Annotated in this window: 19 protein-coding genes; 7 read left to right on the forward strand and 12 right to left on the reverse strand. The window is 61.5% G+C overall.

Translation table 11 applies throughout. The features are described 5' to 3' along the window. Positions 1–60 precede the first annotated feature (60 nt). Together ACFQDI_RS19745 and ACFQDI_RS19750 are read right to left on the reverse strand one after the other, a co-directional pair. Positions 61–288 (reverse strand): hypothetical protein, encoded by a 228-nt coding sequence (locus ACFQDI_RS19745; protein ID WP_377170066.1) that lies wholly within the window; start codon positions 286–288, stop codon positions 61–63. A gap of 119 nt (positions 289–407) precedes the next feature. Then, on the reverse strand, positions 408–1,271 hold the full coding sequence (locus tag ACFQDI_RS19750) for a hypothetical protein (RefSeq protein ID WP_377170068.1): 864 nt from the start codon (positions 1,269–1,271) through the stop codon (positions 408–410). 86 nt (positions 1,272–1,357) lie between these two features. Between ACFQDI_RS19750 and ACFQDI_RS19755 the strand changes: the two genes are divergently transcribed. The 3 genes from ACFQDI_RS19755 to ACFQDI_RS19765 all read left to right on the forward strand — a co-directional run bounded on the left by ACFQDI_RS19755 (position 1,358) and on the right by ACFQDI_RS19765 (position 5,307). Continuing rightward, positions 1,358–2,353: a permease gene (locus ACFQDI_RS19755; protein ID WP_377170070.1), complete on the forward strand. Its 996-nt coding sequence runs from the start codon at positions 1,358–1,360 to the stop codon at positions 2,351–2,353. Positions 2,354–2,359: 6 nt separating this feature from the next. Further along, positions 2,360–3,643: a TIGR03943 family putative permease subunit gene (locus ACFQDI_RS19760; RefSeq protein WP_377170072.1), complete on the forward strand. Its 1,284-nt coding sequence runs from the start codon at positions 2,360–2,362 to the stop codon at positions 3,641–3,643. A 296-nt stretch (positions 3,644–3,939) separates the two neighbouring features. Beyond that, positions 3,940–5,307 carry a tetratricopeptide repeat protein gene (locus ACFQDI_RS19765; protein ID WP_377170074.1) on the forward strand — a complete coding sequence of 456 codons (1,368 nt, stop codon included), beginning with the start codon at positions 3,940–3,942 and terminating at the stop codon, positions 5,305–5,307. Positions 5,308–5,355: 48 nt separating this feature from the next. On the opposite strand, the gene ACFQDI_RS19770 is transcribed toward ACFQDI_RS19765, so the two are convergent. Then, the gene (locus ACFQDI_RS19770; protein ID WP_377170076.1) at positions 5,356–6,480 is read right to left on the reverse strand and encodes an Ldh family oxidoreductase; all 1,125 of its coding nucleotides are present in this window, start codon (positions 6,478–6,480) and stop codon (positions 5,356–5,358) included. 121 nt (positions 6,481–6,601) lie between these two features. Further along, on the reverse strand, positions 6,602–6,958 hold the full coding sequence (locus ACFQDI_RS19775; RefSeq protein WP_377170078.1) for a hypothetical protein: 357 nt from the start codon (positions 6,956–6,958) through the stop codon (positions 6,602–6,604). Positions 6,959–7,196: 238 nt separating this feature from the next. On the opposite strand from ACFQDI_RS19775, the gene ACFQDI_RS19780 reads away from it, so the two are divergent. The 3 genes from ACFQDI_RS19780 to ACFQDI_RS19790 are packed head-to-tail and all read left to right on the forward strand — an operon-like array spanning position 7,197 to position 11,709. Then, entirely contained in the window at positions 7,197–10,304 is a 3,108-nt protein-coding gene (locus tag ACFQDI_RS19780; RefSeq protein ID WP_377170079.1) for a hypothetical protein, read from the forward strand. Then, entirely contained in the window at positions 10,301–10,780 is a 480-nt protein-coding gene (locus ACFQDI_RS19785; RefSeq protein WP_377170080.1) for a hypothetical protein, read from the forward strand. Before ACFQDI_RS19780 ends, ACFQDI_RS19785 begins: the two co-directional genes overlap by 4 nt. After that, positions 10,777–11,709 carry a hypothetical protein gene (locus ACFQDI_RS19790; RefSeq protein ID WP_377170081.1) on the forward strand — a complete coding sequence of 311 codons (933 nt, stop codon included), beginning with the start codon at positions 10,777–10,779 and terminating at the stop codon, positions 11,707–11,709. Before ACFQDI_RS19785 ends, ACFQDI_RS19790 begins: the two co-directional genes overlap by 4 nt. A 23-nt stretch (positions 11,710–11,732) precedes the next feature. Here ACFQDI_RS19790 and ACFQDI_RS19795 read toward each other — a convergent pair whose 3' ends face one another. The 5 genes from ACFQDI_RS19795 to ACFQDI_RS19815 form a co-directional block, all read right to left on the reverse strand. Beyond that, a complete protein-coding gene (locus ACFQDI_RS19795) occupies positions 11,733–14,870 on the reverse strand; it encodes a coiled-coil domain-containing protein (RefSeq protein ID WP_377170082.1) in 3,138 nt (1,045 codons plus the stop codon). 222 nt (positions 14,871–15,092) lie between these two features. Beyond that, positions 15,093–15,980: an MBL fold metallo-hydrolase gene (locus ACFQDI_RS19800; RefSeq protein WP_377170083.1), complete on the reverse strand. Its 888-nt coding sequence runs from the start codon at positions 15,978–15,980 to the stop codon at positions 15,093–15,095. Between the two features lie 72 nt (positions 15,981–16,052). Continuing rightward, entirely contained in the window at positions 16,053–16,592 is a 540-nt protein-coding gene (locus ACFQDI_RS19805) for a hypothetical protein (RefSeq protein WP_377170084.1), read from the reverse strand. A gap of 80 nt (positions 16,593–16,672) precedes the next feature. Next, positions 16,673–17,581 carry a thiamine pyrophosphate-dependent enzyme gene (locus ACFQDI_RS19810; protein ID WP_377170085.1) on the reverse strand — a complete coding sequence of 303 codons (909 nt, stop codon included), beginning with the start codon at positions 17,579–17,581 and terminating at the stop codon, positions 16,673–16,675. A gap of 45 nt (positions 17,582–17,626) precedes the next feature. Beyond that, positions 17,627–19,420 carry a 2-oxoacid:acceptor oxidoreductase subunit alpha gene (locus ACFQDI_RS19815; RefSeq protein WP_377170086.1) on the reverse strand — a complete coding sequence of 598 codons (1,794 nt, stop codon included), beginning with the start codon at positions 19,418–19,420 and terminating at the stop codon, positions 17,627–17,629. Between the two features lie 168 nt (positions 19,421–19,588). On the opposite strand from ACFQDI_RS19815, the gene ACFQDI_RS19820 reads away from it, so the two are divergent. After that, the gene (locus ACFQDI_RS19820; RefSeq protein ID WP_377170088.1) at positions 19,589–20,287 is read left to right on the forward strand and encodes a hypothetical protein; all 699 of its coding nucleotides are present in this window, start codon (positions 19,589–19,591) and stop codon (positions 20,285–20,287) included. A gap of 139 nt (positions 20,288–20,426) precedes the next feature. Here ACFQDI_RS19820 and ACFQDI_RS19825 read toward each other — a convergent pair whose 3' ends face one another. From ACFQDI_RS19825 to ACFQDI_RS19835, 3 genes are all read right to left on the reverse strand, one after another. Further along, entirely contained in the window at positions 20,427–21,098 is a 672-nt protein-coding gene (locus ACFQDI_RS19825; RefSeq protein ID WP_377170090.1) for a response regulator, read from the reverse strand. 87 nt (positions 21,099–21,185) lie between these two features. Beyond that, positions 21,186–23,204 (reverse strand): ATP-binding protein, encoded by a 2,019-nt coding sequence (locus ACFQDI_RS19830; RefSeq protein WP_377170092.1) that lies wholly within the window; start codon positions 23,202–23,204, stop codon positions 21,186–21,188. A 60-nt stretch (positions 23,205–23,264) separates the two neighbouring features. Then, a complete protein-coding gene (locus ACFQDI_RS19835) occupies positions 23,265–23,900 on the reverse strand; it encodes a cysteine hydrolase family protein (RefSeq protein WP_377170094.1) in 636 nt (211 codons plus the stop codon). Positions 23,901–23,997: the final 97 nt, after the last annotated feature.

Below are 23,997 nucleotides of genomic sequence, written 5' to 3' on the forward strand. Positions count from 1 at the left end.
ATTGCTGGTCTGTTGTCCATGCCAGACCAGCGCGCCAGAGTCACCCCTTCAGCCGCAGTGTTACTTGGCCACTTCTTTCTTCTTCACCGGATAGGCGCCGGGGTTTTTGACAAATTTTTGCATGCATTCTGTGCAGCAGAAGGAGACAAAGCCCTCCTCCGTTTTCACACGGTAGATGGGGCGGGAGGCCTTATGGTCCACCGGGCATTCGTCATTGATGGGCCAGGCGGCAAACACGGTGGCGGTCATGGCCAGGGTCAGCAGCAGAGGGGCAAGAAGCGATTTCATGGAGGAGGAGTCGAGTTGGAGTTGGCGCGCGTTATGCCCCATGAACGCACGGCCCGCCGGTTCTCATAGGCCATCGCAAATCCCGCCCATGGATGCGCAAGGCAGGCACATCGGCGGGGTTATTTCTCCTCGATGTCCCAGTAGGAAAGCTTGGAAAGCTGCTCCGGAGTCAGGGTGTCGATCCAGCTTTTGCCGTATCTTGAATTGTACATGCGACGCCAGTCAATGGTTCCCTCAGGATTTAATTTCTCCACGGCGACAGAGCCATCATTGCGTCCCACGATGATATTATTCCCTTTCCACACTCGGCCACGCTTGCCGCCGGATTGGTCCGAGACATCCCATTTGGGCGGCCATGAGGCATTGAGTGCATTTTCCACGACGACGGGCATATCTCCGAGGGAAAAATCCGTTTGCGATTTGAGCAGCATCCAGTGGCACTCACCGGGAGTCAGGGCTTGGGAAAAGTCCGGTGCCGTCCCAATGTCACCATCAGGGACGTACATGCTTCGGGGAGGGCAGCCAAAGATGCGTTCATCCGTTACAATGGCCTCTTCAAACAGCCTGCGAAAAACCTGATTCGCTGATGTCACACCGCTCGTTTCCAGTCCTGCGTCTGGATAGACAGAACCGTTGTCCGCGGCATATAGCTTGAGAGCGACAATGATCTGTCTGCAGTTGTTCACGCCTTTCATCTGCGACATGTTTTTAGTAGTCCAGGGCATTGCTGACCAGGTCAGCATGCCCCCAAGGATTACAACGACCAGCACAATCCCCCTTTGCAGGCACCCCCAGCGCTGAATCGAAGACTCGCTCATGGGCATATTCCAGCAAAACAGCAACTCCGAAGCAATCGCAATCGCCTTTGCGCATCCCACCTGAGTCTCCGGAGTGGAATTCCACACGCGGTGATCGCGGACAAGGGCGATTTCGCCTGACGGCGAATCTTGCCCTTTTGACTTATCTTGCCCGCCTTTCCTCATTTGGCGTTAAACATTCCGCATTTCCCCCATTCTTTCCCGCTTGAACCTGCCGTCCCGGCGCGTTTAACACTCTCCTACTCAACCACATGATTTTTCTCGCCGATCTGCCCGCACCCAGCCGCATGGGGGACATCCTCATGGCTTTCCTGAGCATTGTCTTCGAAGGCGCCCCCTACATCCTCATCGGCACGGTCTTTTCAGGGATCATCGACGCCTTTCTGCCGGCCAAGCTGCTGGACCGGGTGCTGCCGAAGAGCAAGGTGCTGGCGACGCTGATCGCGGGCTTCCTCGGCCTCGTGTTTCCGGTGTGCGAGTGCGCTGTGGTGCCGGTGATCCGCCGGCTGGTGCAGAAGGGGCTGCCGCTCTCCTGCGCGGTGACGTACATGCTTTCCGCCCCCATCATGAACCCCATCGTGGCGATCAGCACGCTGACGGCGTTTAAGGAATTCCAAGGCCTGAGCTGGGCCACGGCGGGAAATGCGACGATGACGATCGCACGCCTGTCGCTGGGCTACCTGGTGGCGGTGATCATCGGCCTGGTCGTGCTGCGGTTCAAGCCGGGCCAGGTGCTGCGGGCCAGCATCGCCAACAAAATCGCCGCATCTGAGGCGGAGGCTGAAGATGACCATGGTCATGTGCATGCCCCGGCGGCGAATTTCAACGGCAAGCTGGTGCACGCCATGCGCAGCTCCATGCGCGACTTTCTGGACACAGCGATGTACTTCGCCATCGGCGTGGTGATCACTTCCGTCTTCAACACGCAGATCAACCAGGGGCTGCTGAACACCGTGGCCGGCAATGACTGGCTGGCCGTGCCGTCCCTGATGGGGCTGGCGGTCGTGCTTTCCCTGTGCAGCACCTCGGACGCCTTCATCGCCGCACCGATGACGGCCTTCTCCATGGCGGCCAAGCTGGCCTTCCTGGTCTTTGGCCCCATGATGGACATCAAGCTTCTGTTCATGTACTCCAGTGTCTTCCAGCGCAAGGTGGTCGTATATCTTCTGGTCGGCCTCTTCATTCTCGTCGGCCTGCTCTCGGGGCCGTGGATGAACCTGGTACAACATCTTTACATCAAACCTTAAATCACCATGAGTGGAACCCGCACCCTCGTTCATCTTCTCAGTGTCTCCATGCTGCTGCTTTGGAGCGGCGTGCTGCTTTATTTTTACATCAGCGGCCGTCTGACAAACTACCTCCCGCCGGATGGCATCTTCCGCCCGATGGTGCTGGTGTCCGGCATCGGCCTGGCTGTGCTGGGTCTCTTCAACTTGCTGACCATGGGTGCCGAGGACGCGGGCTGCGAAGGCCATGACCACGGTCACTCGCACGACGGGCACGATCATGATCACAAGGACTGCGGGCATGACCACGCTCACAAGCATGAGCATGCCGGATGCGGCCATGATCACTCCCATGATCACGCGCACAAGGTAGGCTGCTGCGGACACGACCACGGGCATGCGCATGAGCACAAGCATGAACATGGCTGTTGTGGCCATGATCACGCAGCTGAGAACAAGCACGAACACGGCTGCTGCGGGCATGATCACGGCCATGAAGGCCATGCGCACGGCATTCTCGAAGAAAGCTCCTGGCCGGGCCGCATCGCCGTGCTGCTCATTCTAGCCGCCCCCCTCTCCTGGGCAGCGATTTCCACACCAGACCGCTACAGCCCGAACGCCATCGTGAACAAGGGCTTGTACGATCCGAACTACAATGACACCTCGCGCGCGGAGCAGTTCTCTCTGCAAAACAAGGTCAAGGCCCCTGCCAAACCTGCCGCAGAGGCAGCCGCCGCGGCGAAAGTGGTGGAATCAACCCCGGCCACCAAGGCCACTGTGACGACTGAAAAGCCCGCCAGCATGCCTCCGCCCGGAGTCGCCGCCGCCGCCGCCGCTGCTGCGGAGACCAAGGAGCCGCCGAAAAACGTGCCGCCGCCCGCGCAGACCTCCAAGAGCTATGGCACCTTCACCCTGGAAGACCTCAAAAAACAGGTGCCGCAGAGCAAGGAGGGGAACTTCATCCTCGAAGTGCCTGAACTTTACTACACCGGCGGCGATGTGGAGGTACAGAAGGTGCTGACCGGCCAGATGGTGGAGACCGTGGCGCAGGTGCTGCCAGAGAAGGTGAACAATGCCGATGGCCACCGCCTCCGCATTTTCCGCATGCTGGTGCAGTGCTGCGCCGCCGACGCCCGCCCGTACTCCGTGCCGATCGACTTCGGCAAGAAGGCCCCCGAGTTTAAAGACATGACCTGGGTCAAAGTCGTCGGCAAAATGGGCTACAAAAAAGAAGGAACCCAGACCGTGCCCATCATCGAAGCCACCAAGGTGGAGGAGACGACCGCGCCGGACAATGCGATGATTTACTGAAGCCGGGCATCCGCCGCGCCAGACGGCAGGGATGCGCTGTGCGTGTCCCTCGTCCCAGATTGGGCGGTTGTCTCATCGTTTTCCTTCTTTTCAAAAGCCCTCGGCCCACCGCAGACTCGTCACCCTGCAGCCCCGGCTTTCCATGCCTTAAGGACAGCGGACCTTTTTTAGGATGCCTGCGGCGGCCATAGCCCCGGAGCTTCGGCCTCGACGCAGCTGGACCCTAGCGAACAGGCGGGTGCGATGTGGCGGATATAGCCTGCGGGGTGCGCTGAGCAGTGAGAGTGCGGCATTGGATGCAATGCAGCGGTTGCCAGCGGAGCAGTTTTGAATCGATTAAAATAGAGCAATCTGATAAATGCTTAAATAATCCATTCAAAATGCATATGAAACACATCGTGCTGCTTTTCGTTTTTGCACTGTTTATGCCGCCCGTGCAGGCCTCAGATGCGGATGGGCTGAAGGAAATGGCGGCCAGCAAGAGGGCTGCGGCGATCGAACTGGGGTTCGCGATCAATGGCCGCAGATTGGAAGGCAGGGGTGTCTTCATCACGGCAGACGGCCTGGCGCTGGTGGACTTGAGCATGGTCGCGCTGCCCCAGCGGCCGATGGTCTTTGCCGAAGATGGCAGCGAACTGCCGTTTGGGACCATCCTCGGGATCTTTCCGGAGCAGGAGGTGGCGCTGATTAAGTTTGACTATAGCCCCAAGGTCTGGCTGCCGATTGCCGCCCAGGAGCCTGAGATGGGGGAGACGATTGCGTTCATCGCACTCAAGGCGTTCGATTTTCTCAAAACGGACATCCCGCCCGTCATGGGGCCGGTCCTTGCCAAGCGCACCAGCATGACGAGCAATCTCAGCAAGCAACAGTTTACGCGGGTCCTCAGTCTGGGATCAGGCCTGATGTTCAAGCAGCAGCCATGCCTAGGCCCCGGCAGTTTTGCGATCAACAAACAGGGAGAGCTCGTGGCCATCAAACAAGGCATCGAGATGATGGGCCGGCAGATGCTTATCCTGCTCTCGCCGATCAACACGCTGAGGGAGGAGATCAGCCGCCTGGCGCGTAGCGGCCAGAGCATTCCTCACCCCTTGCCCGCTGCCAGCAATCCCATAGACCTTGCCCTGCTGGATGAAGACTACAGCCGCTATGAAATGGCGCATACGATGGGGGACAACGCTGCGGCCATGGCCCACCTGGAAGAACTGGCGAAGCGCTACCCGAACAGCGCCCGGATTCAAAGAATGGCCCACGAGCATCTGAAGCGACCGCCGGCATCAGATGCTGCAGCAAAGACGGCTGATGCGGCCAGCCCTGCCTCCCCAATTTCGGCCGTTGAGAAGGTCGTGCAGTCGGTGGCACGGGCCAGGGATCTCATCGATTCTGGCAAGGATTACACCGGGGCCGTCAGCGTGATCAAGCAGGCATTGGACGTCTGTCCCAAAGACTACCCGGTTCCGCTCATGAACCTGGCCCAATTCGAGCAGCAGCTCGGCCACTCAGCCGAGTACGGGCGCTACTTGCACGAAGTCCTGGCGGTGGCCCCGGAAATCATTGCGATCGTGGAGCAGACACAGCTATGGGAGTTTGAGCAGAAGCACTACGACGAAGCGCAAAAGCTCAGGGATCGCGTTTACGAACTTGATAGGCTCTACCGCCGCCGGTGAACCAAAAAAGCTGACCAAAAGCTGACCTAATCGATCGAGTGGGCTGTCTCACGGCACGTCGTAGGTGCCCAGCGCGGCGACATCGAAGCGGGCCACGCCAGCTTCGACGGCGATCTCGTTGAGGGCTTCGACTTCGGCGGTGCTGAAGAGGAGGCCGCCGGCTTTGGCGGTGTGGGCGGCGTTTTGGGCTTCGGGCTGGCCGGGGAGCATGCAGTTTTCGTTGCCGTGTCCGAGGATGTCGTCGATCACGGCTTTGATGTTCTCATTGAAGTTGCGGCCATTGGAGAAGAGGCCGGTGCTGATGGCATCGGGGTGGATGACCTGGAAGTAGAAGCTGCTGGTGCGCTTTTCACCGGCGGGGAAAGGCTTGCTCTTGATGTCGGGGTGGGCGCCGCCGCCGCGCAGGGTGGGCAGGCCGCCGCCGATCATGCCGCCCATGACCTCGATGAGGAGGGAGAGGCCGTAGCCTTTGTGCGCGCCGAAGGGCATGAGCCAGGCGGCTTCATTGGCGTCGGTGGTGGGCTTGCCGTCCTTGTCCACGGCGGCGCCGGGAGGGAGGGGCTTGCCTTCGCGCTTGAGCTGCTGGACTCGGCCCATGGCGACGGTGGAGGTGGCCCAGTCGATGACGATGGGGAAGCCGCAGGCATCCTGCGTGGGGAGGCCCCAGGAGTGGGGATTGGTGCCCAGCACGGGGAATTTGCCGCCGAAGGGGACGACCTCGCCGAGGGTGGAGGTGCAATTCGTGTAGGCGATGTAGCCTTTCTTGGCGGCGTCCATGACGTAGCCGCCGCCCCAGAGGTAGTGGAAGGCATTGTCCACGCTGACCTGGCCGATGCCGTATTTGTCCGCCAGCTCCATGCAGCGCTCCATGGCGCGGAAGGCGACGCTCTGGCCGAGCTTCAATTTGCCGTCCCAGGCTTCGCTGGCGGCGAAGGGTTTTTTGATGACCTCGATCTCGGCACCCGGTTTGCAGCCGCCGGTGGCGCTGCCAAAGAGGTGGTCGAGGTGGAGGGCCTTGATGGCGTTGTGGGTGCGGATGCCATGCGCGGAGGCCATCTCGCAAAACCGTGCTCCGTCCTCGGCCTCGGCCTGGGTGTAGCCGCGGTGCTGGTAGGCGGCGCGGACGAGTGCGTTGTGGGCTTCGGTGGGGACGATGTGGTAGGTGGTGGGCATGGTTTGCCCGGGATATTGGAGCATCTGCCCGGACACGCAAGAAGCAGAAACAAAGAAGGCTCCGCTCTTGCGAGCGGAGCCCTCCGGAAGTCTCGGCGATGAAGCCGCATCTGAGACAGCCTTACTTGGCGGCGCCCTTGAAGACGTCGTGGCAGGCCTTGCAGTTGTTGGCCTTCTTGAATTCGCTGATGCCGCTGGCGTCCTTGGCCTTCACTTTCTGCAGTGCAGCGACCATGCCCTTGCACTTTTCCACCCAGGCGGCCTTGTCACCCTTCGGAGGGGTGGCTGCGCAGATAGCCTGCACGCACTTGATCAGAGTGTCGAGTTCGGCGTCCGTGGCCTCGCCTTTGCCAACCTTCTTGGCGATGGCGTCTTCAGGCTTGAAATTCTTCTTCATGGCACCTTTGATGACGTCGTCCGCAGAAGCGGTGCTGAGGCCGAAGGCAAGGCAGAGGAGGGAGAGTGCGATTTTCTTCATGGGGTGACGGACAGGTGTTATGATGTGATGTTATTTAGGTAAGGAGCCGCAGCGCGCACGGCCTTGGAAAAACGCACTTCAAGCAGTTCTTTTACCAAGAATGGAAGGCATTATTTCCAATTAGACGTTTTTAATTCGTCCACGCGCTTTGCGTCAATACAGGAATCCACCACACTGAAGACTTCTGCAAAACTCTAAGCGAGATCGGGCGTTGGACGACGTTTCAGGCGACCACCCCATGAAAAGATTCATTCTTCCTCTTCTCCTGCTCACCGGCATCGCCTCCGCGGCAGACTCCGCGCTGCTCATCCAGTTAGGGCTTCATGACAAGGAGTCCACGGTGTGGGACGGGTCGGTGACGGTGACGCCGGGGGAGGTGCTGGAGGTGAACGGCTACCGCTTTGAGCAGAAGGACGCGATGACGGGCAAGAACTCGTGGAAGGCGAGCAGCCGCACGCCTGTGGGCGCGAATGCGAAGGCTCGCGGAAACAATCCGAAGAAGATCGGCCAGATGGCGAGGCAGCTGGGGCCCATCTTTGAAAACGGGGTGTATGTGAAGCTGCGCGATGTGACGCCGGAGAGCAGCGTGGAGGTGACGACGGCGCAGGGAAAGGTGAGCTTCAAGCTGGCGGATGTGAAGCCGGGCGAGGCGCTGGACCTGATGGAGGGCCGCGTGGCGGTGCAGCAGACAGCGTTCAATCTGCGCGTGTTTACCAAGGAACGCACGGACGATGACTTCCCTGCCCTGGCGTTTGATGCGGAGGGGCATGGATTCCTCGTTTACCAGAGCTTCACGCCGGGCATCGACCGCGATGAGCGGGCGAAGCGCTGGGACACGGAGCCGGAGGATCTGTCCTTTCTGAACAAGCCCGCAGGCGGCGATCAGCTCTGGCTGCATGTGCGCCCGGGGAAGCAGTGGGAGGAGCAACGCATGGCCGTGACTGAGACGGGGCGCGACATTTACAAGTCTGCGGTGGCGGCGGATGGCAAGGGCGGCGCGTGGATCGTGTGGAGCGAGCGCGTGGAGGGCAACTTTGAAATCCTGGCGCGTCACTTTGCCGAGGGGAAGCTCGGGGAGGTGGAGAACCTGTCTAAGTCGGCGGGGAATGATCTGAATCCGGTGATCGCGCGCTCGGCGAAGGGCACGCTGGTGCTGGCGTGGATGGCGGCGCAGGAGGGGAAGTTTGAGATCCGCACGCGCACGCATGAAGGCGGCGCCTGGGCGGCGGCGCAGACGGTTTCCAAGAACAGCGGGAACTGCTGGAACCCGGCCCTCAGCGCGGATGCACGCGCGGAGGGCAGCGGGCAATTTGCGCTGGCGTGGGACACCTATGAGAAGGGTGATTACGACATCTGGATGTGCGTGCTGGATGCCAGCGGCAGGCCTGCGGGAGCGCCGATGCCGGTGGCAAACACGCCGCAGTATGAGGCGCGTGCGGCGGTGACGCACGATCGCGAGGGGCGCGTGTGGGTGGCCTATGAAAAGAGCGGCGCCACCTGGGGCAAGGACTGGGGCGCGTATGACAGCGGCGATGGCATCGGGCTGTATCGGAATCGTGAGATCGGCGTGAGCGTGTGGGATGGCAAGGCCTGGGCGGAGCCGCAGGGGAGCATCGCCGACGCGCTGCCGGGAGCCATCACGCCGCAGGCGCGTGGCGGCAAAGGCAAGGGCAAAGGGAAAGGCCGTGGCGCGGATGTGAGCACCCCTGCCCCGCCGGCTTCGCCGGAAGTGCCGGATGGGCTGGCGTTTGAAAAGCCCGCCGTGCGCGGCGGTGCGCCGGGAGCGCATGTGGCGGTGAGCGGCCCGCAGACTTACAACAACCTGGGCCGCATCTGCTGCGATTCGGAGGGGCGCGTGTGGCTGATCGCGCGCACGCGGCTGAACAGCTTTCGTGGCCCGCTGGGCAGCACCTGGGGCAGCGTGGCGGCTTATCTGGACGGCGGCGAGTGGGTGGGGCCCATCAGCATCCCGCACAGCGACAACCTCATGTACAACCTGCCCGCCATCGCCACCGGGCCCAAGATGCTGTTTGTGGCGCACAGCAGCGACCACCGGATGGACCGCATGGCGGAGTTTAACCGCTCCAAAACTCCCGGTGGCAAGGGTGGCAATGCGGCGCTGGATGCGAGCAAGGACCCCTTTGACAACGATGTGTATTTCAGCCGGCTGATCGCCAGCGGTCCGGTGAAGCCTGCGGTGCTCCAGCCCCGCGCGGAGCCGCCGCTGGACAATCCCGCGCCGAGCAAGCGCACGGAGGCGGAGCGCGCTGAAGTGGCTGCGATACGCGGCTTCCGCAGCAGCATCGCCGGTACGGAGCGGCGCATCCTGCGTGGTGAATTTCACCGCCACACGGAGATCAGCGGAGACGGCGCAAATGACGGCCCGCTGGAGGACATGTGGCGCTATGCCATCGATGCGGCGTCGATGGACTGGATCGGCAACGGGGACCATGACAACGGCAACGGCCGCGAGTACTCCTGGTGGCTGACGCAGAAGACGACGGACGCCTTTTTCCTGCCGAAGGCCTTCACGCCGATGTTCAGCTACGAGCGCAGCGTGGTGTATCCCGAGGGGCACAGGAATGTGGTCTTTGCCCAGCGCGGTGTGCGCACCCTGCCCCGCCTGCCGCTGAGCGATGTGCGCGTGCATGAGCCCGCGCCGGACACAAACATGCTCTACAAGTACCTGAAGCTCTTCAACGGCGTCTGCGCCAGCCACACGAGCGTGGGCAGCATGGGCACCGACTGGCGGAACTGGGGCGGCGAGTACGAGCCGATGGTGGAGATCTACCAGGGCGCGCGCCAAAACTACGAGTACCCCGGCTGCCCGCGCTGCCCCACGGAGAACGACGCCATCGGCGGCTGGGAGCCCGGCGGCTGGGTGTGCGATGCCTTTGCCAAAGGCTACAAGTTCAGCTTTCAAAGCAGCAGCGACCACGGCAGCACGCACATCAGCTACGCGATGATCTATGCGGAGGATTACAGCCGCGAGGGCATCATCAAGGCGATGCGCCAGCGCCACACGTATGGCGCCACGGACAACATCATCGCCGAAAGCCGCTGCAAGGCGGCTGATGGCAAGGAGCGCATGATGGGAGATGAATTCGGCGTGAAGGGCGCGCCCACGATCTCGCTGAAGCTCATCGGCACGATGCCGTTTGAAAAGGTCACGCTGATCAAGGACAACGTGGAGATCCCGATGACGATCGCCAAGGAGAAGACCATTGATCTGACCTGGACCGATCCGAAGCCGGAGAAAGGCAAGACGAGCTACTACTACTTCCGCGGCGAGCAGACGAACGGGGAGCTGGTGTGGGTGTCGCCGATGTGGATCACTCTTGAATGACGAATGAGACAAACATAGGCTGGAAACGATGGCTGCTGGCTGTCGTGGACGGCGCTTTCTTCGGCTGGTTCTTGTTCATTGCCTTGCACGCGGCCTTGAATCTGATCCAGATTTCCGAGTGGGTCTGGTCCTCAAGACCTGAAAATCTGCAGCCTCCTCTGACGATCTGGGTGAATTTCATTTTACCAGATGAAGCATGGTCAATGGTGTCCGGCATCCTGGCGTTCAGCTTCGGCTTTGCACTGATCAGTCTGACCTCGAACGAAGCACCAACCAGCCGTTTGTTTCGTTGGGCCGTCATATGTGTCCTGACAGTCCTCTTTGGCCTCTCATTGCCGGCGATGGCCGCATTCAAAAATCTAAGCGGCGGCCCCGACGGGCATACTTCGGACGAGGTACTTTTTGTTGCCCTCGCCCTGAGTGTGCTCGTCTATGGCATCACCCGATGCCGTCGCCTTTCACATCCTCAGGCATGAAAAGCCTCCGCTTTCTGGCGGCCTTCGTCATGGCTCACTCCGCCTCCGCCCACCCTGCGGACCAGAGCGAGATGCGTGTACGGCCCACGCCGCACAAGCTGGAGATCCGGCTGACGTTCAACATCCTCACGCTCTCGCGGTTTGTGGGGATCGACACGGATGGGGACATGAAGATCAGCCTGGAGGAGCTGAAGGCGGCGCAGGCGGGGATCGCGACGTATTTGAACCAGCACATCCATGTGGAGATCAACCGCAAGAAGGCGCTGCTGGGCACGGGCGTGCAGTTCAAGCCGCTGTGGCCGGATGCAGAGCAGACGGCGCCGATGACGGAGCCGGAATACGCGGCGCGCAACATGGACGTGACCTTTGTGCAAACCATCGACGGCCAGGTGCTGGAGGACTTCTGGCTGGGGTTTGAGATCTTTGAGCAGACCGGCCCCATGCAGACGATCCGCGGGGTGTATGAGCAGGACGGGCGGATCGAGGAGGTGCCCTTCAGCGTGCAGCAGCCGGAGTATCTCTACGACACAGGCTTTGGGGAGGACCCCTTTGTGCAGGAGGCGGAGAAGAAAGCGAAGGGCGGCAAGCCCGCCATGGCGGACGAGGAGCCGCCCGCACGCCCTGCGGCGATGCTGGCGGGTGCGTCTCCGTATGCCGAGGCGGGGACCGCTGCACCCACCGGCACAGCGGCGACGCTGGGAGGCGGCATGCCGGTGGCGAGCGTCGCTGCGGGTGCTCCTGCTGGAAATTTGGCGGTGAAACTGGCGGCCCCCATCACGCCCCAGGTGGCACCTGCAGCCTCAAGCACGGAACGCTGGTGGTTCGTGCGGGCCGTCGTGCTCATTATTCTCCTCGTTGTCGGAAGGAAAATTCAGCTCAACGCCCGCAACCAGGCTGCCCGCCCCCGCAGGCGCTCCCGCCCCAGGTAGCGCCGCATGTTTGCCCACGTGGCTCAGCCACACGTTTCCATGGCGGAGGCGGATGAACTCTGCGACTCCCCACGAAGTTCGGCAATCTGCCCTTTGAGGCTGGCGATTTTTTCCAGGAGATTGCTTTCATCAATCGCAGCACGCTTGATGCGCTCCTCCCAGTGTGAGGCTCCGTCCAGCGCGCCGCCGTTCTGATTTTCCTGAATCGCTGGAAGATGCGACCGGGTGCGGGCGCGGAGCTCAAGAGAGCGGGAGTTTTGACGCAGGAAATGCAGGCGCGTCTCCTCGCGCTGGAGTTCTTCGCGCAGACGGCTGAGCCGGCTGTTGGGCCTGATCTCGCTGATCATGCCGCCGGTTTTCTGGTCGGCGGAGGACTGGTCGTCCGATGAATTGACCGTCTTGGAGACTGGTGCTCCCTCGGCAGCGGCAGGCCTCAGGGGCAAGGATGGCGTCTCCGACTTGCTGGCCTGCAGCCGCTCCATGATGTGGCGCAGCGCGCCAAGGGCCATTTGGATTTCATTGTTGGCGCTGCGGGCTTCGGGAGAGTCGGCAGCAGCCTGCTGCACGCGGTTGAGGGACTGATCCATGCGCTCCTTCCAGTCCAGCAGGGCCGCGATCTGCGTCTCCCAGCCGCTGAGCTGCTGGCGTGCTTCGCGGATCTGCACTGCCAGCGCTGAGCTCTCCTGCTCATGCAGCTGGCGGGCGTCCTTGGTGAGAGAGCGCAGTTCATCGTACATCACGCGCTCCTGCTGGGCGGAGCTTGTGAGTGTGGCGATTTCCTGCCGCAGTTCTTTTTCCTCCGCGATCATCTGATCCAGCCGCTGACGGGTCTCGGTTTCCTGCAGGCTGACGGCATCGCACCGCTCGGTTGCGGTGGCGAGCTGTTCGGTGATGTCCTTGAGTGAGGTGTCGAGCTGAGCACGGCGCTGGGAGGCCTCCTCCACCTGGCGGCCCAGGGTTGTCAGATGCTGCTCGGCGGCCGCCACGTTTGCCTGGCGGGAGGTCAGCGCCTCGATCGTGACCTTCAGGTCGTGCGCGATGGAAAGCTCCTGCGTCAGGGCATCGAGCGCGGTGCGGGTTTCCACCAGCTTTTGCTCTTCCCCAGCCAGGCTCGCCCCGGTGGTGTTGAGGTTTTGCTCGGCAGCCTGCACGGCCGACTGAAGCTCTGACAGCCTGGCGGTGGCTGCGGTGATGCCGGCCTGCTGCTCGGCCAGCTCCCTGCGGGCGGCCAGGACGGCTGCGGCGGCGGTCTCGTGTTCCTGCTGAGCCTGCCGGGCCCCTGTGGTGGAGGCTTCGCGCTCCTGCTCACGCCGGGCGATCTGGGCTTCGATCTCGTGCAGGATCATCTCCTGATTCCGCTGCTTCATCACCAGGTTTTCGACCTCATGAGTCAGGGCCATGCGGCGCTCTTCCGCCTGCTGGCATTCATGCAGTCCCTGCTGCAGGCGCACTGCGGCGGCGTCGATCTCTGCATGTCGGGTTTCCAGCCGGACACCGGCCTCCTCATGCTGCTGGCTGAGACGCTGCAGGGCGATCTCTGCCCCAATGCGTTCCTGACGCACGGCTTCCAGCTTGCTGGTCTGCTCCTGCGTCTGAGTCTCCAGCTGCTTGGATTGCAGCTCCAAGGCATGAATTTGGTCTCTCAGAATGGCCTCCTGCTCGTGTCGCTCCTGAAGAGTTTTGTTGACGGTGGCCAGGCGCGCCTCAGCGGCCTGGCAGTCCTCCTGGGTGGCTTGCAGCCGCTCTTGCGTACTGGCGAGTTCGGCCCGGCATTCCTGCAATGCGTCGGCGGTGGACTGCTTCGTGCTGCTGAGGGCAGCGATCTCCGCCCCCAGTGCGGCATGCTGCGTGCCCAAGGCCAGCATCTGAGCCTCTGTGTCCGCGATCTGGTCCTTCACTTGCTGGCGTCTGACACCGAGATCCACAATCTCCTGCGAAAGCTGCTGAGCGTGCTGCACTGAGGCCGCCTCTTGCGTCTGCAGCTGGGCCACTGCCCGGCCGAGATCTGCCAGCTGCGTGGTGGCCTCCGTGCATTCGTTCAAGGTGGTGCCCAGCTTTTCCTCCATGCGGGCAAGTTCGCTGCGTCGGTTCAGCAGGGCCTGTGCGATGGTCTGCTCACAGGCGCGCAGCTCATCCATTTCAGCCTGGCTCTCCTCACGCTGCTGCCGCAGCATGATCAGCGTCTGGTCGTGCTGCACGGCTTCTGCCTTGAGCTCGCCGAGCGCCGCCGCCGCCGCCACACGCTGCTGGGCCAGCTCGTTCACCTTGTTCTGCAAATCAGCATGGTGCTGGCTGGTCTCCTGAATGGCCTGCCGCTGCTCCTGCAGGCGTGCCCGCTCTTCGGCGATGGCGCCGCGGGTGATCTTGAGAGAGGTCTCGCTCTCCCGGCACTGCGCCGTGAGCTGGGCGAAATTTTGCTCCAATGCCTGGTAGCGCGAAGTCAGGTCCACCACATGGCCGGTGGCCCGGCTTCCGGCTTCTTCCAGATAGTTGAGCCTCTCCTGCTTGAGCTTGATGTTGGCTTCCGCCTGCTGGTAGCTCACCTCCAGCCGTGCAATGTTGATGGTAAGCTCCTGCTGCCGCGTCTCCTGCCGGACGACGAGTCCACGCGCCTCGACGATTCGTGCCTGCTGGCGGGTCACTTCGTCGATCGCTTTTTGCAGCAGGTCGGAAAGTTCGGAACTGCGCTCTTCGAGCAGGGCAGACTCCGCCTTCAGCCCGGCGAGCTGACGTGCCGCAGCGCCCACCTGGGCCTCCACATTCTGTTTGTGCCCCTGCCATTCGCTGAGCTGCTGCTGGGTCTGCTCCAAACGGCCCTGATCCTGCAGGTAACGGGCGTTGATCTCCTGCACGCGGCTTTGCAGTAGCTCACGGTGGCCGTTGAGCTTGCCAAGCTGTTCATTCAGGCTCGCTTCGAGACTGAGCAGCCGGTTCACCTCGGAGGTTTTCTGCTCGTGCAGCCGCGCCATCTGCCGCAGCTCATGCGTCAGCGCACGGTGTTGTTCCTGGACAGACTGCAGCTCGGAGTGCCAGCGTTCGCAGCTTGCCTGGGCATCAGCAGCAGCGGCGTTTAGATCGACCAACCTTCCGACAGGCATGCCTGAAGTCTTGGGGGCTCTGGTCTCCCGACCACCATCTGTTTCAAATGCGATGTTGCTCATAGGTGAGTGCGTTGCGGCAGTTTCTCAATTTACATCAATATTTTGCTTTGGTTAAGCAGTTTTTTTGAAATCCCTCATAAAGAACGTCCAATTTTACAAAAAAACACACAGTCTCCAGAATAAACTGCCCGCCCCTGTTTCGTAGCGGCGATAAGAAAACGCTCGAATTTGACAGGGTTTTACCAAAAGTGACGCGACCTCAACTGCCGCACTCCCCCCTGCTCAGCAGCATTTCTCGCAGTACATGCGCACCCCGTCTGCGCACATGGAGGTGACATTGGCGTCTTCTCCTTTACACCACAGCACCCCATCGACCCCTGCCTCCTTGGCGGCAGCATGTTCGGCAGCGGTGTAGTGACGGCGGATCTCCTCGGCGCTCAAACCCGCCTTGAAATCTGCAGCCACGCGCTCGTACACCTCCTGAACGCGCTGACGGTAGGCTTTCAAATGCCATGCCACATCACTCACCGCACCAAAATGCGTCAGGTAGAGCGTCGTGAAACCCGCAGCCGCCAGACGGTCAATGGACTGCACATAGGCCACAGGATCAAACTGCGGCGGTGCGGAGGTGACGGAAAGGTAGCGGCTGTGCTCCAGGCGCATGCCAGCCACGTCTCCCGCAAAGCACACATCGCCGATGACAAAGGCGTGATGATGCCGCGCATGCCCCGGAGTGTCCCATGCGATCACCTCAACCTGCCCGAGCGGCACACGCTCGTTGTCCTGCAGCGCGACGACCTTGTCTGCAGGCGCAGGCAGCATATCGCCCCAAAGGGTATCCATCTTCGCGCCATAGACCATGCGGGCACTTTCGATAAGCTTGGAAGGATCGACGAGATGCCGCGCCGCATTCGGGTGGCAGTAGATCACCGCCCCCTGCTGTGCAAACCAGCCCGCCGCCCCCGCGTGATCCAGATGGATGTGAGTGACGAAGACCTTCTTGATGGCCGCTTCATCCACACCCACATCACGGATGGCCGCACGCAGCGTCTCCAGCGAAGAGCCCGGCCCCGTCTCGATCAGCGCATATTCGCCCGCGCTCTCGACTAAAAAGGAAGCGATGAGGCCAGGGATGCCGATGAAGCGGAGATCGAGGGTATGGATGCGCATGGGGGTAACAGACGTCAAGTAGGCGGAGCCTGCCGGGAGGTCAAGGCATCGCAGTCATTCGCTTCGGCACGGCTACTTCTCCCGGCGAACCCACAAGGTTATTTCCGAAGCATCCGTTCTTGGTCGCTTGTCCAAAAAAGTGCGGTTTGCAATGTGTATGCAAATTCCATCTGTCTTGCCGGAATAAAGCAGACGATGCTTTTGGTCATAGCAGTCGACGTGATACTCCAGCAGGTATGTTCCAGGCTTTTCAATTCGACGTCCCAGCATAAGCGCGTCATGCTGCCCAATCAGAAAGGCGTTTTTATCCTTTCGCACCAGAACCTTGATCTCAGTGGCATCGTGTTTTTTTGGGGCCGGCTCAGGTGTGTCAGCCCACAAAATGCAGATAAGAATGTGAGGCATCGACTGCCCACGGGAATCTTTGACATCAAACCACACGTTCCGCCTGTGACAGCCTTCCCATGCCTTTTGATCCGCGTTGTCGCGGGCTTTGAGCGAGACTGAAATGAGCCTGTCCTGCCTCGCTTCAAAGACAGGAATTGGTGAGTTATTGCACTGGCAGCCCACCATGGAACCAGCCAGCAGCAAAGACAGAAGAGCCTTCTTCATCGCCACCCCTACAGCAAAAAGCCCCGCCTGTCATGGCGGGGCTTGAAGTCTTGACCACGCCTTGATGGCGCAGCCGCTCACTACCTCATGGCCTCAAAGCGCTTCTTGAGGATCTCCTTCTGCGACACACCGCCGAGCTTCGACTGCGTCTCGTCGATCCACTTCTGCTCCAGCGCGTTCTTGGTGGGGCGGTTCACCTGGTAATAGACGCCAAATTTCCCCGGGGCGAGGTTTTCGGCCAGCTTGAACGCGGCGGTTTCGTCGGTGACGTCGTGCTGCGTTTCGTCGATGAGGTCGTAGGTGCCGCCTTTGCGCGGGGTGCTGTCGTCAAAGGCACCGGAGTAGAACATGACGCACTCGCTCAGGCACTCCACCACGCTGAAGCCATCATGCAGGATGGCGCGCTCAAACATGGCCTCCATGTGCTTCACCTGCGCGGCATGCGTACGGGCGATGAAGGTGGCGCCGCTGGCCAGAAGCTGGCGCATGGGGTTGATGGGGCGGTCGATGCTGCCGGTGGGGTCGGTCTTGCTCTTGAAGCCGATGGGGCTCGTGGGGCTGGTCTGCTTCTTGGTCAGTCCATAGACGAAGTTGTCCATGATGACGTAGGTCAGCTTGATGTTTTTGCGCGCGGCGTGGTTGAGATGGTTGCCGCCGATGGAGAAGCCGTCGCCGTCACCGCCAAAGACGAAGACGTGCACGTCAGGGCGGCTCAGGGAGATGCCGGTGGCCAGGGGCAGCGCACGGCCATGGATGAAGTGGATGCCGTGCGTGTTCATGAAATACGGGAAGCGGCTGGAGCAGCCGATGCCGGCCACGCAGACGATGTTTTCATGGGGGTACTGCAGCTTTTCCAGCACGCGGTAAAAGATGTTCAGCACGGCGAAGTCGCCGCAGCCGGGGCACCACGTGGGATGATCGGCGGTGAGGGCTTTTTTCGTGAGCTTTTCCGTGGCGGGAGCTGCAGGAGTGTCGATGGCAGTGGACATGATGATTTAAAGAAGAGAAAGGTTGGTGAATGCTGCGGGTTCGGATCAGGCCTGGGCGCTCATGACTTTCTCCACGCCGGTGACGATCTCGCGGATGCGGAAGGCCAGGCCGTCGGTCTTGCACACGGACTGGATGCGCGGATCTGCCAGGCTGGCGCGCAGCAGGGTGGCCAGCTGGCCGTAGCCGTAGAGGCCGGAGTCGTTCATCTCCACGCAGACGACGTGCTTGTACTGCTTGAAGAGGTCTCCCAGACCTGCGGGCATGGGGTGCAGGTGGCGCAGGTGAATGGCGCCCACCTTGTGCCCTTCGCTGCGCATGCGGGTCACACTTTCCTTAATAGGCCCAAAGGTGCTGCCCCAGCCGACCACGAGAGCGTCGCCGGTGGTGTCGCCATGGATCTCCGGAAGCGGCAGCTCTTTGGAAAGCTGCACCAGCTTGTTGCGGCGCTTGGCAGTCATGAGCGTGTGCATCTTGGGGCTGCCGCTGGGGTGGCCCATTTCGTCATGCTCCAGACCGGTAGCGATGGGGTACTTGCCGCCTGCCATCTTGGCTCCCGGAGGCGCGTGGCGGGTGATGGCGTCCAGCGGATAGGGCTTGAAGTCGGCCGGGCGGGTGGCCAGATCGAGCTCGGGCTCGACCCAGTGCTTGTCCAGATCAGGCTCTTCAAAGGCCTCAATGCGGCTGCTCAGGGCCTGATCGCTCAGAATGATGACCGGGCAGGAGTATTTCTTGGCCAGCTTGCCGGCTTCCAGAGCGATGTAGAAGCAGTCTTCCACGTCCTTCGGTGCCAGCACGATGCGCGGGCTGTCACCGTGACTGCCGTAGATGGCCTGCATGAGGTCAGACTGCTCCACGCTGGTGGGCAGACCGGTGGAGGGGCCGCCGCGCTGCACGTTTACCACGATGAGCGGGATCTCCGCCATGCTGGCGTAGCCGAGGGCTTCCATCTTCAGACTCAGGCCGGGGCCTGCACTGCCGGTGATGGCGAGATGGCCCGCAAAAGCGGCACCGATGGTCATGGCCACAGCGGCCAGCTCATCCTCGGCCTGCACGTAGATGCCGCCATACTTGGGCAGCTCGACGCGCAGTGTTTCCATGATGGAGGACCACGGAGTGATGGGGTACGCGGAGCCATAACGCACACCGGCGGCGATGAGGCCGAGCGTCATCATCTGGTTGCCGTCCGCGCTGATGCGGTGGCTTCCTGGGGCCTCGCCGGGGACGAAGGCAAACTTTTCCACGTCCCCCACCTGGTAGGCAAATCCGGCGTCAAAGGCCAGCAGCGCATTGCGCAGCACGCTTTCGTCCTTGCGGCCAAACTGGCGGCTGACGATGCCCACGAGCTTTTCTTTGTCGAGATTGAAGACGGCGCAGACCATGCCCAGCACGAACATGTTCTTGCCGCGATCACGCGTGGAGCCGCCCACGGCCTCCACAGTGGCGGAGGTGAAGGGCACGCCGATGTGGATGATGCCGCTGTCCTGCTTGATGTCCTCGGCGGTCATGTCCGCCGTATCGTAGAAGCAGATGCCGCCTTTGCGCAGGGAGCCGATGTGGTTTTGGTAGCTGTGCTTGTAGAAAGCCACCAGCACGTCTGCCTCGTCGCCCTCATGCAGCACCTCGCCGGAGCCCAGATGCACCTGGAAAATGGACGGACCGCCGGAGATCGTGGACGGGATGGTCATGTAGGTCATCACCTCCTGGGCCGTGCGGCCTGCCAGACGGGCCAGGAAGCCGCCGATGGACTGGATGCCGTCCTGGGAGTTTCCGGCAAAGCGGATGACGGCGTTGCGAAGTGAGGTGGGGGCGGACGACGAAGGAGCTGAGACTGAAGACATGACGGGTACGCAGGCGAGGTATCGCCCGCAGGTTGGTTGGCTGGGTGAAAACGCGCATTCTAGGGGATGTTTTGCCGCCGTCCATGCTGGAGAGTGGCTTTTTTATGCTCTTTCCTGCCGCAAAAGTCGGTTAATGACAGGTTGAGGTCTGCGCCTCGTTGGCAGCCTATGAAGATACCCGCGAAGTGGACGCTGATGCTCTGGGCCTGCCTGTTGGCTGCCTGTTCGACGAAGCCTGTACCCGACACAGAAGCTGCACCAACGCAGGAGCCCCGCCTTGAGGCTCCTCCTGGCGAGACGCGCGGTGGGCCTCAGGTGGTGGTGCTGGGACCAGACGGACAGGCGCGAGTGCTAGTGACGGCCCGGGGAAGCTCCCTCCAGCGACGGCCAGACGGACCGCTTCAGCTGCTGGACACGCCTGTAGATGACGTAGAAGAGGAGCGCTGGGCAGAGAAGGCGAAGGAGCTGGCGGAGGGCGTGCACTGGTCGCCGAGCGGCGCGCAAGTCTGTCTGCTACGAGGGTACAAACGCGGGAGCGATATAGTGGTTTTCACGCTGACCACACAGCCTGCGGCGGAGGTGAAACTGGACCTGCACGTATTAGAAAAGGCCATAGAGGAACGCTACGGTAACGCGTTCAAGATGGGGCGCTTTTACTACATCTCCCTGCGGCGTTGGATTGATGACGACCATCTGGAGATCGAGTTCAGCGGCAATCTGGTGCCGAAAGTGGTGCCAAAAGTCGAGACATCACCAGAGGTGTGGGGATATTACAAAGGAACGGCGTGCGTCGAGATAAAGGCCAAATCCGGCTTGGTAAAAGGTGAGCTAAAATGGGAGCCTCTAAAAAAGGAGGAGGTTCGTTGAGGATGCATGGCGGCGGAGGCGCGCAGTTCCCTGTCCTGTGGAGATTCGAACTGGAGCTCTCAGCGTCCGCCCTCTTCAATCCTCCTCCATGTCCATAAACCGTTGGGAAAGGCAGCTTAACAAACATCCATCCACAGCACTACCCCTGATGCCCGAGATATTTGATCACCGCCTCGGTGCGGGATCTCACGTGCAGCTTGGCGTAAACGGACTTGATATACTCGCGCACCGTCTCGTAGCTGATACCCAGATCATGCGCCAGTTCCTTGGGCACCATGCCCTGCGCCAGGCGCTCGATGATCTGGCTCTCCCGCGGCGTCAGACTGGGGATGCCCGACTTCTTTCTCTCCGGCTGAGCCTGGAATGATTTGATGAGCAGCCGCGCGATGCCCTGGCTCAGCGGCGCGCCGCCTTCGCTCGCCTGCCGTATGCCTGCGGCGATCTCCCCGGGCTTGGCGGATTTCAGCAGGTAGCCATGCGCCCCGGCACGCAGCGCCTCAAAGACCTTGTCCGGATCATCGTGAATGGTCAGCACCACAAAGGCCGTCTCGATCATGCGCGGCGCGAGCTGACGGATGAACTCGATCCCCGAGGTCTTCGGCAGCTCCAGATCCACCACCACCACGTGCGGCCTGCTCTCCACCAACGGCTTCACCGCCTCCTCCGCCGTCTCCCAAGCTCCGGCCAGTTCAAAGCCGTGGCCATTCTTCTCGATGAGCTTTTTCAGGAAGAGCCGCAACGTGGCATCATCCTCCACGACGGCCACTCGGAGCGTTTTCAGTTCGGAAGGCGCAGGGGCGGACTCGGACATGCACTTAATTAACAGCACGAGACGGCTGGCTGGCAAGACGGCTTTTTATCCAATCTTTTGCCATGGACCCGCGAAAATTACTGCAGGTCATGCAGCGACTAGGGCAGGCTCCGCCTCCAGCGCCAGCACGCCTATCTGGCCCAGCGCCTCCAGCAAAGGCTTGGTGCGCAGCGGTTTGGAGACGTAGTCGTCCATCCCGGCGGCAAGACAGCGCTCTCGCTCCCCGGCCTGCACGTTCGCCGTCATGGCGATGATGCGGCAGCGCGGCCGCCGCCACCCGGCACCGGCTTCCATCTGACGGATGGCGCAGGTGGCCTCGTAGCCGTCCATGTTGGGCATGTGGCAGTCCATGAGGATGCCGTCATACACCCCGCTGGCAAAGCGCTCCACGGCCTCCTCACCATCACGCGCCACTTCCCCGGGGTAGCCATTCTTTTCCAGCAGCATCATGGCCATGCGCGCATTGACCTCGTTGTCCTCCACCAGCAGCAGGCGGGGCTTGATGCCGCCAGGCTTCATCAGCGGCACAGTGGAGACAACTTTTTCAGGCTCCGGAACGGCTGATCGTTTATGGCCTTCCATGACATGCAGTGGCAGCCGCACCCAGAAGCGCGAGCCTGCGCCCCGCCGGCTCTCCACGCCGATGTTGCCACCCATCAGCTCCACCAGCCGTTTGCAGATGGCCAGTCCCAGCCCTGTGCCGCCAAAGCGCCGCTTCGTGGAGCTGTCCACCTGCATGAAGGGCTGGAAGAGCAGTCCCTGCTGCTCCTCTGACATGCCGATACCTGTATCAGCAACGCTGAGCTCCAGATTCACGATGCCCGGAGTCACGCCCTTGGTACAGGCCGCCTGGATGCAGATGTTTCCCTCGTCCGTAAACTTGATGCCATTTCCGACCAGATTCATGAGGATCTGCCGCAGCCGCCCCGGATCTCCAAGAAAGGAGTCCGGGACCTCTGGAGAGATCCGCACATTTAGACCGAGTGAGCGTGACGCCGCCTTGTGCCGCAGCACATCCACCACACCGCCGATGACGGAATCAAGCCGAAAGGCCTCCTCCACCAGATCCAGCTTCCGCGCCTCGATCTTGGAGAAGTCCAGGATATCCTCGATGATGGTCATCAGCGCATCGCCGCTGTGGCGCACCGCGTCCACCATCTCCCGCTGCTTCGGCTCCAGCGCGGTGTCCAGCAGCAGCGATGACATGCCTATGATGCCGTTCATCGGCGTGCGTATCTCATGGCTCATCGTCGCGAGGAAATCGCTCTTCGCCTGGCTGGCGGCCTCGGCCTTTTCCTTTGCCACCTTCAGCTCGCGCTGCGTGCGCTTGAGTTCGGTGATGTCCGACTGCACGGCGACGAAGCGCTCGATCACGCCCGTCTTGTTCTTGATCGGCGTCACATGCATCTCCACCCAGTACGCCACGCCCGCCTTGGTGTAGTTCAGCAGTTCCGCCTGAAAGGACTCCCCCAGCCGCAGCTTTTGCCCGATGCTGGCGACCACCTTCGTGTCCGTGCCCGGCCCCTGCAGCACCTTCCCCGGCTTCAGCCCCAGCACCTCTTGCAGCGTGTAGCCCGTGCGTTTGACGAAGGCGTCGTTCACCCACTCAAAGCGGCCCGCACCGTCGGTGATCACCACCAGGTTGTCCGTAAAGCTCGCCACCAGGGAGAGCTTCTCCAGTTCCTGCTGGTTGCGCCGTTGCGTGGTCACATCGCGCATGGACCCCACGATCCCGGGCCCGTCCGGTGCGGAGATGGAGATCTCCATGCACAGGATGCCGCCGTCCGCACGCCGCATGCGGATGGCTGGCCGCGCGGCCACGGAAGTGGCGCCAGCTTCCACGATCCGTGCCAGCAATGCGCAGTCCTCCTGCACCACGTAGTCGCAAAGGAGCGTCCCCAGCGAGACGGAGACATCATGGCCCAGGGTGTGCGCCCAGGCCTTGTTCAGAAAGACCAGCCTGCCCTCCGCATCCGTCTCAAACACCACCTCCGAAAGACACTCCACACGCCGGCGCATCCGCTTCTCAGACTCGATCAGAGCCTCGGTGAGGCGGTAGGTCGCCTCCACGTGGATGTCCGTCAGCAGTGTGGAATGTTCGTTCATGGGCGTGTCGCCGATCATGCGGATTCATGGTTTGAAAACCACGGAATGCCATGAAGCATCCTACGCGGCCAGAGCCGAAGCCATCAGTCCGGCCATGGGCATCTGCGCCTTCAGCTTCGTGTTGTTCGCCACCTCGCCGTACAGCGGGAAGACGTGGTTGCAGAAAAAGTCCTGCTCTACCGGCGTGCGTGCGGAGGTGCAGTCGGAGAGGATGGTCACCTTGTACCCGCGCTCATAGCCGGCGCGCCCGGTGGAATCGATGCAGAGGGACGTCACCATGCCGGCCACCAGCAGGTTTTTGATCTTCCTCTCCCGCAGTACGTCGTCCAGATTGGTCCCGGCAAAGGCGTTGAACCCCACCTTGCCGGACACATAGATGATGCGGTCGCCATAGGCCTTCAGCTCGGGGATCGTGTCCGCACCCGGGGAGCCCTCCTTGAAGGCACCCACCTGCTTGATCGTGTCCAGGATGCCCACGGAGTTGGCCAGCGCGCGGTAGTCCGGTTTCAGGATGATGGGCGTGGAGATGATCGTCAGCCGGGAGAAGGCGTATTGTTCCAGCAGGTCCATCGTGTGCGCCAGGGTGCGGTCCACACGGTCCGCCTCCTCGATGACGCCGCGAAGAATGCCGTTCTGGGCGAAGTAGTCGTTCTGGTAGCCCACAAGGATGAGGGCGGTGGATTCGATGTCCAGCATAGGAATGAGATGTTTAAGGATTGTGGTTTCGTGGAATGAACTGCCCGCAAAGGAGCACGCGTTCATTCTTGTTCGCAGACGCCCATCCATCATCATC

Source organism: Prosthecobacter fluviatilis, from assembly GCF_042655725.1.
Lineage (GTDB): Bacteria > Verrucomicrobiota > Verrucomicrobiia > Verrucomicrobiales > Verrucomicrobiaceae > Prosthecobacter > Prosthecobacter fluviatilis.

Bases quoted from the DNA above. Each gene is read 5' to 3' on its own strand.
- ACFQDI_RS19790 (WP_377170081.1), top strand. From the start codon at position 10,777: ATGAAAAGCCTCCGCTTTCTGGCGGCCTTCGTCATGGCTCACTCCGCC.
- ACFQDI_RS19795 (WP_377170082.1), bottom strand. From the start codon at position 14,870: ATGAGCAACATCGCATTTGAAACAGATGGTGGTCGGGAGACCAGAGCC.
- ACFQDI_RS19810 (WP_377170085.1), bottom strand. From the start codon at position 17,581: ATGTCCACTGCCATCGACACTCCTGCAGCTCCCGCCACGGAAAAGCTC.
- ACFQDI_RS19800 (WP_377170083.1), bottom strand. From the start codon at position 15,980: ATGCGCATCCATACCCTCGATCTCCGCTTCATCGGCATCCCTGGCCTC.
- ACFQDI_RS19815 (WP_377170086.1), bottom strand. From the start codon at position 19,420: ATGTCTTCAGTCTCAGCTCCTTCGTCGTCCGCCCCCACCTCACTTCGC.
- ACFQDI_RS19785 (WP_377170080.1), top strand. From the start codon at position 10,301: ATGACGAATGAGACAAACATAGGCTGGAAACGATGGCTGCTGGCTGTC.
- ACFQDI_RS19825 (WP_377170090.1), bottom strand. From the start codon at position 21,098: ATGTCCGAGTCCGCCCCTGCGCCTTCCGAACTGAAAACGCTCCGAGTG.
- ACFQDI_RS19820 (WP_377170088.1), top strand. From the start codon at position 19,589: ATGAAGATACCCGCGAAGTGGACGCTGATGCTCTGGGCCTGCCTGTTG.
- ACFQDI_RS19780 (WP_377170079.1), top strand. From the start codon at position 7,197: ATGAAAAGATTCATTCTTCCTCTTCTCCTGCTCACCGGCATCGCCTCC.
- ACFQDI_RS19745 (WP_377170066.1), bottom strand. From the start codon at position 288: ATGAAATCGCTTCTTGCCCCTCTGCTGCTGACCCTGGCCATGACCGCC.
- ACFQDI_RS19835 (WP_377170094.1), bottom strand. From the start codon at position 23,900: ATGCTGGACATCGAATCCACCGCCCTCATCCTTGTGGGCTACCAGAAC.
- ACFQDI_RS19755 (WP_377170070.1), top strand. From the start codon at position 1,358: ATGATTTTTCTCGCCGATCTGCCCGCACCCAGCCGCATGGGGGACATC.
- ACFQDI_RS19830 (WP_377170092.1), bottom strand. From the start codon at position 23,204: ATGAACGAACATTCCACACTGCTGACGGACATCCACGTGGAGGCGACC.
- ACFQDI_RS19770 (WP_377170076.1), bottom strand. From the start codon at position 6,480: ATGCCCACCACCTACCACATCGTCCCCACCGAAGCCCACAACGCACTC.
- ACFQDI_RS19765 (WP_377170074.1), top strand. From the start codon at position 3,940: ATGCAATGCAGCGGTTGCCAGCGGAGCAGTTTTGAATCGATTAAAATA.
- ACFQDI_RS19760 (WP_377170072.1), top strand. From the start codon at position 2,360: ATGAGTGGAACCCGCACCCTCGTTCATCTTCTCAGTGTCTCCATGCTG.
- ACFQDI_RS19775 (WP_377170078.1), bottom strand. From the start codon at position 6,958: ATGAAGAAAATCGCACTCTCCCTCCTCTGCCTTGCCTTCGGCCTCAGC.
- ACFQDI_RS19750 (WP_377170068.1), bottom strand. From the start codon at position 1,271: ATGAGGAAAGGCGGGCAAGATAAGTCAAAAGGGCAAGATTCGCCGTCA.
- ACFQDI_RS19805 (WP_377170084.1), bottom strand. From the start codon at position 16,592: ATGAAGAAGGCTCTTCTGTCTTTGCTGCTGGCTGGTTCCATGGTGGGC.